Source organism: Mesobacillus persicus (assembly GCF_900109925.1).
GTDB lineage: Bacteria > Bacillota > Bacilli > Bacillales > Cytobacillaceae > Mesobacillus_B > Mesobacillus_B persicus.
The window spans coordinates 92,385-105,188 of record NZ_FOBW01000014.1 but is presented as its reverse complement, the minus strand read 5'-3'; the positions used below and the strand labels follow the sequence as shown (position 1 = coordinate 105,188).

Here is a 12,804-nt window from a genome sequence, read left to right as displayed (position 1 = left end):
GACAATCGTCCCAGGTATAAAAGGTGGACAACTATGTTAACAAGATTGTGGAAAGTGGATAAAAGTGTGGATAGGTTAATAACATATCCACAAATTGTCGAAGCAGCGAGAATTTTGACGGAAAATGAAGTGGTCGCTTTGCCTACAGAAACGGTTTATGGCCTTGGTGGGAATGCCGAAAGTGATGAGGCGGTCGCGAGAATTTTTGCAGCAAAGGGGCGTCCGAGTGATAACCCGTTAATCATTCATATTGCCAATCTGAACCAACTCGCGGAAATTGTTCGCGAAATACCAGAAACGGCGGAAAAGTTAATGGCTGCCTTCTGGCCGGGGCCGCTTACGATTATTTTAGATAAAAAGGTCGGGAAACTTTCGGAGCTGGCGACAGCGGGGTTATCCACAGTAGCGGTCCGGATGCCTAATCATCCGGTTGCATTGGCTTTGATTGAAGCTTCGGGTCTGCCAATTGCGGCTCCAAGTGCGAATGTATCAGGCCGACCTAGTCCGACAACCGCACGCCATGTGCAGGATGATTTGGATGGGCGCATTGCTGGGATTGTCGATGGCGGGCCAACAGGAGTTGGAGTTGAATCAACAGTTGTCGATTGTACCGGGGAAACACCCGTGATTTTACGGCCAGGTGGTGTGACAAAGGAACAGTTGGAGCTAGTTGTTGGTGAGGTGTTAACGGATCCGGCTTTAACGGATTCGAAACAGGCGCCGAAATCCCCTGGGATGAAGTACCGTCATTATGCCCCGAATGCCCCACTCTATTTGGTGAATGGTGACGCCAGTGATATTCAGAAGTTAGTGGATGAGAAGCGGGGAGAGGGTTTGAAGGTAGGCGTGATGACGACCGAGGAAAACCAACATAGCTACCAGGCAGATGTTATTTTTCCATGCGGACGTCGCGCCCAGCTAGAAACAGTCGCCGAAGCATTATATGATACTTTGCGCGCATTTAATGAAAGCGATGTAGACATCATATTTGGCGAAATCTTTCCGGAAACAGGCGTCGGCGTGGCCATAATGAACCGGCTGACAAAGGCATCGGGTTTTCCGATTATAGAAGTGGCGGAATAAAGAGGTAGGAACTGACTGGTAGGGGTCAGTTTCTTTTTTAGTGGCTGTTTTAAAGGACATTTTATTTTTCACAAACTGGTGATTGGAGCGGAAGGCACTCGACTCCTCGAAAATGAAATGCGCATTTTCTCGTGCGTGGGCATATTCGAGGAAGTTAATCAATGTCCTGCGGGATGCACGGGACAGGGGAGACCCCACAGGCGCTTAAGCGCCGAGGAGGCTCCCCGGCACGCCCGCGGAAAGCGAGTGCCTGGAGCGGAAATTACCAGCCGTGTTTAACACAGAATTTTTTTTAATAAATGTGGAAATGAGTAAAAATCTTCTATTTGCTCAAACCAGGTCGGTAAGAGCAGGGCTATATGCCTTTTAAAATAAGAATTCTCTCAGGAAACTGTTGGCACCAACGAACAAGATTAGTTGTGCTTCTAAACCCCAAATGGCGTGCATATGTTGATATAGCAAGTCCACGTATGTGTCCAGGGAGGCTAGAATATGGAAGCAGTGATCGGAGAAGTCGTAACACTAATCTTGATGGCCTTTGCGCTAGGAATGGATGCCTTTTCTGTCGGTCTCGGCATGGGAATGTTTAACTTGACGTTAAGGCAAATATTTAAAATAGGAATCATGATTGGCTTTTTTCATGTCTGGATGCCGCTGGTCGGGATGATTGGCGGGCGTTTTTTATCGGAACAGTTTGGCGCAATCGCTACCTACCTTGGGGGGGGTCTGCTGATATTTTTGGGTATTCAAATGGTCCGATCTAGTTTTAAACAAGAGGAAGAATCGCTTATTGCACCAGTTGGGAAAGGCCTACTAGTGTTTGCTTTCGGGGTGAGTCTTGATAGCTTTTCAGCGGGGTTGACCCTTGGGATTTACGGGGCAAAAACGCTAATAGTTCTTACCTGCTTTGGGGTTGCAGCAACCGTCTTGACTTGGGCAGGTCTCCTGCTTGGACGAAGGGTGCAGGGCTGGCTCGGTAAATACAGCGAAGCGCTCGGCGGTGGAATACTGCTCGCCTTTGGCTTAAAATTATTGATTCCCCTCTAGAAGGTAAATAGGCAAATTGGTTTTATGAGGAGAGGATGTCTGTTAGTATGGGATTAAGAAAAGGTTGTTTATTTAGATGATTACATACTGATGGAGATGCATTTTAGACACCTTAGGAATTTAAGGTGTCTCTTTTTTACTGATTTTCATCTTTTAAAAGTATAATAATATAAATGGATTAAAAAAGGAGGCTGGCCAAATGAATCGAATCCTATTTGTCTGTACAGGAAATACCTGCCGCAGTCCGATGGCGGAGGCGGTTTTAAAAAGTAAGAACATACCTGATATTGAGGTAAAGTCGGCAGGGGTTTTCGCTGCTGATGGAAGTGCTGCCTCTGTGAATGCAGAAAAAGTATTAAACGAAAACGACATTAATTTAGATCACAAATCCACACAGCTATCGGTAAAAGAAGTCGAGTGGGCGACAATCATTCTGACGATGACAGCCAGTCACAAAGATGCGGTTTTAAGTTTCTTTCCACAAGCAGCGAAAAAAACGTTTACGTTAAGTGAGTTTGCAGGTGATTCTGCTCGAGACATCGCCGACCCTTATGGCGGTAGCATAGACCTTTATCGAGCGGCTTTTGCGGGGATTAAGGAAGCTATTGATAAAGCAGAGCCAAAATGGACCAAATAGATTTTCGGGGATTTGATTTAAGGAATCTTTTTATTTTAAGGGGATTGTGAGAGAATAACGGTAGAATTCTACCCGGAAAATTCGGGTCCCCTAAATAGGTGGAAAATAGGAGGAAAGTTTGATGAGAGTAGCCATTGCGTCCGACCATGGTGGATTGAACATTCGTGAAGAAATTAAGCAAGAAATGGAAGAACTGGGGATTGAGTACGAGGATTTTGGTTGCGAGTGTGATACCTCTGTAGATTATCCTGATTACGCTCTTCCTGTGGCTGAAAAAGTGGCTTCCGGTGAATTTGACCGCGGCATCCTAATTTGTGGCACGGGAATTGGCATGAGCATCGCGGCCAATAAAGTCAAGGGAATTCGTTGCGCACTTGTTCATGATGTGTTTAGTGCGAAGGCCACTCGCCAACATAACGACAGCAATATCATCGCGATGGGAGAGCGCGTCATTGGACCAGGACTTGCTCGCGAAATCGCAAAAACTTGGCTCACATCTGACTATGAAGGCGGCCGCCACGCAAATCGAGTAGGAAAGATAACTGAGTACGAGAATAAGTAAGGAAGCAAGGGGACGGTTCTTCTGCTTCCTTATTCTGAAGGAAGCGGAAGAACCGTCCCCTTGCTTCCCCTCCACAGAAAGGATGTGGGTGAGAAGTGATTAATCAATGGGAAGCTGAACTAAATCGTGTCCTTTCTGAGTTTAAGGAACAAGCGAACCTATCTAAGGATCAAGTGTTAGTCATTGGGTGCAGTACGAGTGAAATCGCGGGTGAAAGGATTGGAACCGCTGGAACGGAAGAAGTGGCCGAATTCGTGTTTCGTCAGTTAAAAGGGTTACAGGCTGAAATCGGGATTCAGCTGGCATTTCAATGCTGTGAGCATTTGAACAGAGCCCTCGTTGTCGAGCGCAAGACGGCTGAGCAGCGCCAGCTTGAGGAAGTGACTGTGATTCCGGTCAGAAAGGCTGGCGGAGCTATGGCTACATATGCCTACGCGAACTTGATCGATCCTGTCGTTGTCGAGTTTATTAAGGCAGAAGCCGGCATTGACATTGGCAATACACTGATTGGCATGCATTTAAAGCATGTAGCCGTGCCGCTCCGGGTCTCGCAAAAAACAGTGGGACATGCCTATGTTACCTTGGCAAAAACGCGGCCAAAACTCATCGGTGGCAGTCGTGCTGTCTATGAACATACTCGTGAAAATGAATCCTGTTAAACACAAGCCCTGATTTGGGCTTTTTGTTTTATTGGATTAAAATAAAGACGAACATTTTTGAGAGTAATTAACGTTTTGTATGAGGTTAGGATAGTTGTGTTCGAAAAGTTGATTTATTTCCAATATATAGAACATATTTTTCCGAAAATTAGTGGACGGTTCATATTTTATAAAAATAATTGATAGCAACCGTTTACATTTCATTCTCGACCTTTCTTTTCATACCAACATGGGCTACAATAATATAAGAATTTTCACTTAATAACAGTAGAGAGTTACATAACTTATTCGGCATCAGTGAGATAAAAGGGGGATAAACATGAAGCATCTTAAGGAGCAGGATAGCCAGGTGTTTGAGGCAATCCAACAAGAGTTAAAACGTCAGCGTACGAAGATTGAATTGATTGCCTCAGAAAACTTTGTCAGTGAAGCGGTAATGGAAGCGCAAGGATCCGTATTGACGAATAAATATGCGGAAGGGTACCCAGCGAAGCGTTATTATGGTGGTTGCGAATACGTGGATATTGTTGAGAATATCGCTCGTGACCGTGCGAAGGAGATCTTTGGGGCCGAGCATGTCAATGTCCAGCCACACTCTGGTGCCCAAGCGAATATGGCGGTTTATTTTACGATTCTTGAACATGGCGACACGGTTCTTGGGATGAACCTTTCTCATGGGGGCCACTTAACACATGGTAGCCCGGTCAATTTCAGTGGTGTTCAATATAACTTCATTGAGTATGGTGTCGATGAAACCACACATTTGATCAATTATGAAGACGTCCGCCAGAAAGCGGTTGAGAATAAGCCGAAGCTGATTGTTGCCGGGGCAAGCGCGTATCCACGCGAAATTGATTTTAAAAAGTTCCGTGAAATTGCGGATGAAGTCGGTGCTTACTTGATGGTTGATATGGCGCATATCGCTGGTCTAGTGGCAACAGGTCTTCACTCGAATCCAGTTCCTTATGCAGATTTTGTGACAACAACTACGCATAAAACTCTTCGCGGCCCACGCGGTGGGATGATTCTTTGCCGTGAGGAATTCGCGAAAAAAATCGATAAATCCATCTTCCCTGGAATTCAGGGTGGACCATTGATGCACGTAATTTCTGCAAAGGCAGTGGCTTTTGGTGAGGCGCTACAAGAGAGCTTTAAAGAGTACGCGCAGAATGTTGTCACAAATGCGAAGCGTCTGGCAGAAAGCCTGCAAAGCGAAGGGATTACTCTTGTCTCAGGTGGTACGGATAATCACTTGGTGCTGATTGATACACGTTCACTTGAACTTACTGGTAAAGTTGCTGAGAAGGTTCTTGACGATGTAGGAATTACCGTTAATAAAAATACGATTCCATTCGATCCAGCTAGCCCATTTGTGACAAGCGGTATCCGTATCGGAACAGCCGCTGTAACAAGCCGCGGCTTCGGTCTTGAGGATATGGACGAAATTGCCTCAATCATTGCTTATACACTTAAAAACCATGACAACGAAGAAAAACTTGCAGAAGCAAGCGCACGTGTTGAAGCGTTGAGCTCGAAATTCGTGCTTTATCCTGAGTATTAATAATAGGCAGTAGAAAAGGCGGTTCTCTGTGGAGAGCCGCTTTTTTAGGATTATTTTGATTCTTTGTTAATAAGGCTTTTTTAAAGCGGTTGATTGGAGCGGAAGGCACGAAGACTCCTCGAAAATGAAAACCCGCATTTTCTCGTGCGTGGGCATATTCAAGGAAGCCATTCAGTGTCCTGCGAGAGTGCAAGGCCAAGGGAGACCCCGCAGGAGCGAAGCGACGAGGAGGCTCCCGGACTGCCCGCGGAAAGCGAAGTGCCTGGAGTGGAAATCAACCTACACTAGCCGAGATGACTTATCATTTTGACAGAAATTTAACAAACTGTCTTAAAGAGTTGATATTATTGAGCATTTAAATAAACAATAGAAAGAGTGGATAATGCTTGTTGCTCTTAGGAGTGTTTTTCTGTAAAATAATACGAAGTGTCATCTGAGTTTTTTTTACATATAGCGACAAAATTCTACTTTTAAAAGGAGAGATCCCCATGGCTAAGGTATTTGTATTCGACCACCCGTTGATTCAACATAAGTTGACTTATATTCGTGATAAAAACACAGGTACGAAAGAATTTCGTGAGTTGGTAGATGAAGTTGCAACATTAATGGCGTTTGAAATTACGCGCGACATGCCACTTCAGGATATGGAGGTTGAAACTCCAGTCCAGATGACAACTTCAAAGGTGCTTTCAGGTAAAAAGATTGGTCTTGTTCCGATTTTACGTGCGGGAATTGGCATGGTGGATGGCATCTTGAAATTGATGCCGGCAGCGAAGGTTGGCCATGTGGGTCTGTACCGTGACCCAGCAACATTAATGCCGGTTGAATATTACGTGAAGCTTCCTAGCGATGTCGAAGAGCGTGACTTCATCGTTGTCGATCCGATGCTAGCAACAGGTGGATCCGCGATTGAAGCGATTAATTCGTTGAAGAAGCGCGGAGCTAAACACATTAAATTTATGTGCTTGATTGCCGCACCAGAAGGCGTGGACGCAGTGAAGGAAGCACATCCAGATGTAGACATCTACATTGCTGCACTTGATGAAAAGCTGAATGACCATGGCTATATCGTCCCAGGTCTTGGTGACGCCGGCGACCGCTTGTTTGGAACGAAGTAAAACTAGTTCATCTCCCTCTTTTTATATAGGAGGGGGATTTTTTTGTTTTATGGAGGTTAACTTAGGAGAGAGTTCACATATTGTTCACGATTTTTTCAATAACTCTTGATAATCGATGTATAACTCGTAAAAATCGATGCATAACTGCTAAGAATCAATCCATATTGAGAAAACCTGACAATGTTCCCTTCATCTGATATCCATATTGCTTAAAAATAAGCGGAAGTTTTCCGGTTAAAATTAGAATAGAGCTCAATTAATGGTAAATAAGCGGAGTTTTTCCGGTTAAGTAGAGAAAATAACCCACTTCCCTGTTATTTTGAGTAAATAGTCGGAAATTCTCCGTCTATTTATGCTAGTTTCAGTCCAATTTCCTAAATAAGAGAAATTTCTCCGCTTATTTTATCCAAACCATACTTAATCCCCCATCTGGGTCAGGCGGGGTCCGTGCTCTTTTAGGGTGATACCTAAATTTACCTATATAATAGGAAATAATCCGAATTTTTAGATGATAAAACAGCAGATTCTGCGCCTAAACTAGCTATCCATAGGACAAAGCAGAGAGTTCTGGATGAAGAGCCGAGAGCTCATGCATATTCCTTGTCTAATTGGCTTAATCTAACAGGTAAAAAAGTAGGTGTGAGCATGCGAAACATCTTTTACATAATTATCACGTTGATGATGTTGTGTGCTGGGGCTGGGTCAGCGTTCGGAATGACCGGAACGGGTTCAAGTAGCAAGCTCTTTGATCCTGCTCCAACACAAACAGTTACTAAACAGCAAAATTTAAAGCACCCCAATATTCCATCACAAGATAAACATGAAAATAAGGTAGCCATCGTTTTAACTGAAGAATTCCAATCGAAACAAGAAATTGAGCAGCAGCTAACGCAAAATCCCGAGGTAAAAATTCGCCGTGTATTTAAGCATGCGATTCCTGGTTATTCGGTGGAAGGCCCACTGCATGCCTTGGAGAAAATTCCCGGGGCGAAACAAGTTACGCCTGTTCAGTCTTATAAAACAGATGCTACGGCCACCAATATTGAGTTAATTGGCGGTGAAAAGGTACGCGGCATTTTTGACAAAAAGGGTCACCGTCTAACGGGGAAGGGTGTAAAAGTAGGGGTGATTGATACTGGTGTGGATTATGACCACCCAGATTTGCACCGCAACTATGGCGGCGGTCATGATTTGGTCGATGGAGACGATGATCCAATGGAAACGAAGGGGACGGTCGGCGGAAGCACGCTCCATGGGACGCATGTCGCCGGAATCATTGCTGCGAATGGACGGATATCAGGAGTGGCTCCAGAGGCAACGATTATTGCGTATCGAGCGCTTGGTCCCGGAGGCATGGGGACGACGGAACAGGTTCTCGCTGCGATAGACCAAGCGATCGAGGATAAGGTTGATGTCCTTAATCTTTCACTAGGGAATGAAATCAATGGGCCTGACCTGCCAATTTCGCTGGCGATTAATAAAGCAGTCGAAAAAGGCATTACGGCTGTGACCTCATCCGGAAATTCGGGGCCGAATAAATGGACGGTCGGTTCACCAGGTACGGCCTCCAAGGCTATCTCGGTTGGCGCCTCGACTCCGCCACTATTAGTTCCATATCTCAGCGTTTCCAATCACCAAGAGAAGATCAGACTTGAGCCGCTAATGGGTTCAGAGCGATGGAAGCTCGACCGAAGCAAGGAAATGGTTTATGGTGGCATTGGTCGGAAAACAGAGATCAAAGATGCAAAAGGAAAGATTGTTTTAATAAAAAGAGGAACGCTTACGTTCACCGAGAAGGCTAAAAACGCGCTTAAAGCGGGTGCATCTGGAGTCATTATTTTTAACAACACAAAGGGTGGGTTTTTAGGGAACCTTGAAGAACATCTTGAGATTCCGGTCGCTTCGATTACGATGAGTGAAGGAGAAGGATTGAAAAAGGCACTCAACGGTTCGAAGGAATTTGTCCGAATGGATTTAGTTGAGGAAAAGGATATATTAGCGGATTTTAGTTCGCGTGGTCCGGTGACCGATACTTGGGAAATCAAGCCTGATGTTGTTGCCCCGGGAGTAGCGATTAAGAGCACGATTCCTGATGGGTACCTCGCGCTGCAGGGGACGAGCATGGCCGCACCTCATGTTGCTGGAGCCAGTGCCCTCATTAAACAGGCGCATCCGGACTGGGGACCAGAACAAATTAAATCTGCGCTAATGAATACGTCAGTTCCAATCAAGGACCGTGATGGAAAGGGATACCGCACCTATGAGCAAGGGGCTGGAAGAATTCAAGTAGAAAAAGCGGTGAACGCAGAAACCCTCGTTCTGCCCGGTTCGCTTCGTTTCGGGAAGTTCCGTTTAGCCGATCGAATGCATAGGCATACAACCGTGGTCGAAGTACAGAATCATGGGAAAGGCACGAAGCGCTATTCCTTTACAACGCCAAAGAGAGCGGAAGGAATTGACTGGGAACTACCGATGACTTTTGAGCTGAAAGCTGGTGAAAAAAAGAAGATAGAAGTGAGTATGCTCGTGGACCCTACGGTGTTTAAAGGGAAAATCCATGACGGCTACCTAACGCTAAATGAAGGTAGTGATAAAATCAGTATCCCATACCTATATGTTCTTGAAGAACCAGATTATCCACGGGTAATGGGCTTTGCCTTTGCTCCAGCCGACAAACCTGGACATTATCGCTATGAAGTGTATCTACCAGGAGGGGCAGAGGAATTTGGTATCGCCTTGTTTGATCAAGAGGATTTACACTTTATCGGATTCCTCGATTCAAAAAGGAATGTAAAGAAAGGGTTGCTCGAAGTCGAACTGGCTCCAGAGGATCTTCCTCAGGCGGGTGGTTATATCGGAAAGGTATTCGCCAAAAAGGCAAATCAAGAAGACAGAATCGACACCTCCATCTTCATCGCACCAACAGAAGAATAGGAAATAAAAAGGGAGGTGCCAGGCACCATCCAGTTTTCTGGATGGTGCCTGGCACCTTAGGTAATCTATGGGATTTATTTCTATGAAAAGTATGTGAACTTTTTCGCGTTAATCGATTGACATTGACATGAGCCTATTGTATGCTTACAAAGGATGTAAATGGTAAGGTTTTCAAACGTAAACAACGTTGGTTTGACTGGGTTCTTAGTCACTCCTCTGCCACGTCATCTTCCCATGGAATAGGATGGATTTTATGCGCGAAAACAACAATCGTCCTTTTCAAGCAATCGCTTTATCCTCTGCTATTCTATCACAATTAGCAGGTTCCACATTAGTCGGGATCTTTGCTGGTAGATGGTTAGATGGAAAGTTTGGGACTGTCCCACTTTTTCTGATAATTGGGATTTTTGCAGGTCTGGCAGCAGGCGTCTATGCGGTGTTGACCACGATACGTTATTTTTACTCGGGGGACAAACAATAAGATGCAAGAATGGCAGCAGATGACGATACGATACCGCAAATATATGTTTTATTTGCTAGCTTTATATGTTCTTGGTTGGGGGTTTACCTCTTACCAGTCTGTGTTTGCAGGATTAATCCTCGGCACGAGTCTGGGTTTTTTTAATATGTGGCTTCTTGCTAAAAAGACCGATACGCTCGGTAAAGCGGTCACAACTGGGACAACCGTCCGCACGCTTGGCACCCTTTCAAGGATGGCCACGGCAGTTTTGGCGGTTATTGTAGCCTTAAGGTATCCGGATATATTCCACTTTATAAGTGTGATTATAGGATTAATGACATATATTTTTGTCATTATGATAGATTATTTTTTACATTCAATTCTTATACGTAAATAGCGGGGGAAGAGAGGTGAATACGTTTGAATCATACAGCTCCTATGTATGAGTTTATGGGCCTTTGGTTTAACCTTTCGAATGTCCTAATGATTACCGTAGCGAGTGTACTAGTGTTTATCATTGCTGTGGTATCCACCAGGAAACTTGCGATGAAACCAACTGGACTTCAAAACTTTTTCGAATGGGTCATGGACTTCGTTCGAAATCTAATCAAAAGCAATATGGACTGGAAAACAGGTGGTAGATTCCATCTACTAGGTCTGACTTTAATTATGTACATATTTATTTCGAATATGTTGGGCCTTCCGTTTGCCATTGCAGTTGGCCACGATCTCTGGTGGAAATCACCAACGGCTGACCCAGTCATCACCCTAACACTCGCGGTAATGGTTACAGCACTTTCTCACTATTACGGAGTGAAATTAAAGGGGATGAAAGGATACGCAAAAGGGTTTGTCCAGCCTGTCGGATTCCTACTTCCATTGAAGATCATTGAAGAGTTCTCAAATACTCTGACTCTTGGGCTCCGTCTTTACGGTAACATCTATGCGGGTGAAATCCTGCTAGCGTTGTTAGCTGGATCTCTAGCAGCATCCGGTTTTGGCGGCATTTTAGTTGCGGCATTACCGACAATTGTATGGCAAGCATTTTCTATTTTTATCGGTTCCATCCAAGCATTTATCTTTACTTTGTTAACAATGGTCTATATATCTCATAAAGTTAGTGATGACCATTAATATATAAACACGTTCATTTAATGAACAAAATCCCATACACAAACTACATTTATATTTTGAGGAGGAAGAATAATGGGTGCAATAGCAGCAGCAATCGCAATTGGTTTAGCAGCATTAGGTGCAGGTCTAGGTAACGGTATGATCGTTTCAAAAACAGTAGAAGGTATTGCTCGTCAGCCAGAGGCTCGTGGAATGCTTCAATCTACAATGTTCATCGGGGTTGCCTTCGTAGAGGCGATTCCTATCATGGCGGTTGTTATCGCGTTTATGGTAGTTGGCCAATAACGATAAGAATTTTAACGATGGCGAAGATCACATAAACAGGAGCTTCGCCATTCCTTTATGTAATTTAAAGCGAAAGCGCCTTGGTCAGCCCCGACAAGCGCTGGAGATCCATCAGAGGAAGTCGTTCTTTGACTTCATTTGATGGATTGAAGCGACTCGAGGGGCTAGGCGCTGTAGCTATACGGCATCAATTTGAACTATTAAGCGGCTTAAGTATCGCGGTTCTCTTAAAGTTGAACGACTACTGAAGGGAGTGAACCTGGAGTGAGTACTAACCTATTCGTACTAGGAGCAGCAGCAGGCCAGTTGAACACTGGAGATATTATTTTCCAGCTCGCTATGTTCCTTATTTTAATGGCGTTATTAAAGAAGTATGCATGGGGTCCATTAATGGGAATCATGCAAAACCGTGAACAACATATCGCAGGTGAAATCGATGCGGCTGAAAAGAGTCGTACCGAAGCACAGAAGTTTTTAGATGAGCAGCGTGAGCTTTTAAAGCAATCACGCCAGGAAGCTCAAGGACTTATTGAAAATGCTAAAAAACAAGCAGATATCCAACGCGACGAGATCCTTGCGCTAGCACGCACAGAATCAGACCGCATTAAGGAATCCGCTAAAGTTGAAATCGAACAACAGAAAGAACAAGCGGTTGCGGCTATCCGCGATCAGGTTGCTTCATTATCTGTGATGATTGCATCGAAAGTGATTGAAAAAGAACTTGATGCTACTGAGCAAGAAAAGCTAATCAACGAGTACATCAATGAGGCAGGGGAAGGCCGATGAGCAACCCAACAGTAGCGAAACGTTATGCTACGGCGCTCTATGAGGTCGCAAATAAGCAAAGCCTGCTAAATACAGTCGAAGACGAGCTTAGGGTCGTGAAAGAAGTATTTCTATCTAACCCAAGTTTTGTTAAGACATTGAAGTCTCCAAAATTAACTCCGGAAAAGAAACAGGAGCTATTAAAAACTGCTTTCGGATCCGCGAGTACGTATGTTCAAAACACCTTGTTGATTTTAGCAGAGCGCCATCGTGAGGAAGTCATTCCAGAAGTGGTTGATTACTTTATCGAGCTCGCTAACAACGCAAAAGGTGTCGCTGACGCTAAAGTTTACAGTGTCCAGCCACTAACGGATGCTCAAAAAGAAGCCCTATCATTGGCTTTTGCACCGAAAGTTGGAAAAACGGCACTTCGTATTGAAAATATTACAGATTCCAATTTACTAGGTGGAGTGAAGCTTCGTATCGGCAACCGTATTTTTGACGGTAGCTTGCGCGGTAAGCTAGATCGTCTCCAACGTAAATTGCTAGGCTAAGATTC

The 12,804-nt window shown here is 44.5% G+C and carries 14 protein-coding genes; all 14 read left to right on the top strand.

Annotated features, from left to right (window positions below; translation table 11 throughout):
- Window positions 1-33: 33 nt before the first annotated feature.
- The 14 genes from BMX30_RS17830 to BMX30_RS17765 all read left to right on the top strand — a co-directional run bounded on the left by BMX30_RS17830 (window position 34) and on the right by BMX30_RS17765 (window position 12,799).
- Window positions 34-1,083: an L-threonylcarbamoyladenylate synthase gene (locus tag BMX30_RS17830; protein ID WP_090748840.1), complete on the top strand. Its 1,050-nt coding sequence runs from the start codon at window positions 34-36 to the stop codon at window positions 1,081-1,083.
- A 492-nt stretch (window positions 1,084-1,575) separates the two neighbouring features.
- Window positions 1,576-2,130 (top strand): manganese efflux pump MntP, encoded by a 555-nt coding sequence (locus BMX30_RS17825; RefSeq protein WP_090748838.1) that lies wholly within the window; start codon window positions 1,576-1,578, stop codon window positions 2,128-2,130.
- Window positions 2,131-2,329: 199 nt separating this feature from the next.
- The gene (locus BMX30_RS17820) at window positions 2,330-2,767 is read left to right on the top strand and encodes a low molecular weight protein arginine phosphatase (protein ID WP_090748836.1); all 438 of its coding nucleotides are present in this window, start codon (window positions 2,330-2,332) and stop codon (window positions 2,765-2,767) included.
- 121 nt (window positions 2,768-2,888) lie between these two features.
- Entirely contained in the window at window positions 2,889-3,329 is a 441-nt protein-coding gene (rpiB, locus tag BMX30_RS17815; protein WP_090748834.1) for a ribose 5-phosphate isomerase B, read from the top strand.
- Window positions 3,330-3,424: 95 nt separating this feature from the next.
- Window positions 3,425-3,988 (top strand): TIGR01440 family protein, encoded by a 564-nt coding sequence (locus BMX30_RS17810; RefSeq protein WP_090748832.1) that lies wholly within the window; start codon window positions 3,425-3,427, stop codon window positions 3,986-3,988.
- A 319-nt stretch (window positions 3,989-4,307) separates the two neighbouring features.
- Window positions 4,308-5,549 carry a serine hydroxymethyltransferase gene (glyA, locus tag BMX30_RS17805; RefSeq protein ID WP_090748830.1) on the top strand — a complete coding sequence of 414 codons (1,242 nt, stop codon included), beginning with the start codon at window positions 4,308-4,310 and terminating at the stop codon, window positions 5,547-5,549.
- 488 nt (window positions 5,550-6,037) lie between these two features.
- A complete protein-coding gene (gene upp, locus BMX30_RS17800) occupies window positions 6,038-6,667 on the top strand; it encodes a uracil phosphoribosyltransferase (RefSeq protein ID WP_090748829.1) in 630 nt (209 codons plus the stop codon).
- 645 nt (window positions 6,668-7,312) lie between these two features.
- Window positions 7,313-9,601 carry a S8 family serine peptidase gene (locus BMX30_RS17795; protein ID WP_280139983.1) on the top strand — a complete coding sequence of 763 codons (2,289 nt, stop codon included), beginning with the start codon at window positions 7,313-7,315 and terminating at the stop codon, window positions 9,599-9,601.
- 253 nt (window positions 9,602-9,854) lie between these two features.
- Window positions 9,855-10,082 (top strand): AtpZ/AtpI family protein, encoded by a 228-nt coding sequence (locus tag BMX30_RS17790; RefSeq protein WP_090748827.1) that lies wholly within the window; start codon window positions 9,855-9,857, stop codon window positions 10,080-10,082.
- 1 nt (window position 10,083) lies between these two features.
- Complete coding sequence (locus tag BMX30_RS17785; protein WP_090748826.1) at window positions 10,084-10,458, top strand: ATP synthase subunit I; 375 nt, start codon at window positions 10,084-10,086, stop codon at window positions 10,456-10,458.
- Window positions 10,459-10,481: 23 nt separating this feature from the next.
- Window positions 10,482-11,195, top strand: coding sequence for a F0F1 ATP synthase subunit A (gene atpB / locus BMX30_RS17780; protein ID WP_090748824.1), 714 nt, complete (start codon window positions 10,482-10,484; stop codon window positions 11,193-11,195).
- Window positions 11,196-11,267: 72 nt separating this feature from the next.
- Window positions 11,268-11,480 (top strand): F0F1 ATP synthase subunit C, encoded by a 213-nt coding sequence (gene atpE, locus BMX30_RS17775; RefSeq protein ID WP_090748822.1) that lies wholly within the window; start codon window positions 11,268-11,270, stop codon window positions 11,478-11,480.
- 264 nt (window positions 11,481-11,744) lie between these two features.
- Complete coding sequence (atpF, locus tag BMX30_RS17770; protein WP_090748820.1) at window positions 11,745-12,266, top strand: F0F1 ATP synthase subunit B; 522 nt, start codon at window positions 11,745-11,747, stop codon at window positions 12,264-12,266.
- Window positions 12,263-12,799, top strand: a complete 537-nt coding sequence (locus BMX30_RS17765; protein ID WP_090748818.1) for a F0F1 ATP synthase subunit delta — start codon at window positions 12,263-12,265, stop codon at window positions 12,797-12,799. Before atpF ends, BMX30_RS17765 begins: the two co-directional genes overlap by 4 nt.
- Window positions 12,800-12,804: the final 5 nt, after the last annotated feature.

Coding starts and splice junctions, on each gene's coding strand:
- BMX30_RS17765 (WP_090748818.1), top strand. CDS start 12,263: ATGAGCAACCCAACAGTAGCGAAACGTTATGCTACGGCGCTCTATGAG.
- BMX30_RS17790 (WP_090748827.1), top strand. CDS start 9,855: ATGCGCGAAAACAACAATCGTCCTTTTCAAGCAATCGCTTTATCCTCT.
- atpE (WP_090748822.1), top strand. CDS start 11,268: ATGGGTGCAATAGCAGCAGCAATCGCAATTGGTTTAGCAGCATTAGGT.
- BMX30_RS17785 (WP_090748826.1), top strand. CDS start 10,084: ATGCAAGAATGGCAGCAGATGACGATACGATACCGCAAATATATGTTT.
- BMX30_RS17795 (WP_280139983.1), top strand. CDS start 7,313: ATGCGAAACATCTTTTACATAATTATCACGTTGATGATGTTGTGTGCT.
- BMX30_RS17830 (WP_090748840.1), top strand. CDS start 34: ATGTTAACAAGATTGTGGAAAGTGGATAAAAGTGTGGATAGGTTAATA.
- BMX30_RS17820 (WP_090748836.1), top strand. CDS start 2,330: ATGAATCGAATCCTATTTGTCTGTACAGGAAATACCTGCCGCAGTCCG.
- upp (WP_090748829.1), top strand. CDS start 6,038: ATGGCTAAGGTATTTGTATTCGACCACCCGTTGATTCAACATAAGTTG.
- BMX30_RS17825 (WP_090748838.1), top strand. CDS start 1,576: ATGGAAGCAGTGATCGGAGAAGTCGTAACACTAATCTTGATGGCCTTT.
- glyA (WP_090748830.1), top strand. CDS start 4,308: ATGAAGCATCTTAAGGAGCAGGATAGCCAGGTGTTTGAGGCAATCCAA.
- rpiB (WP_090748834.1), top strand. CDS start 2,889: ATGAGAGTAGCCATTGCGTCCGACCATGGTGGATTGAACATTCGTGAA.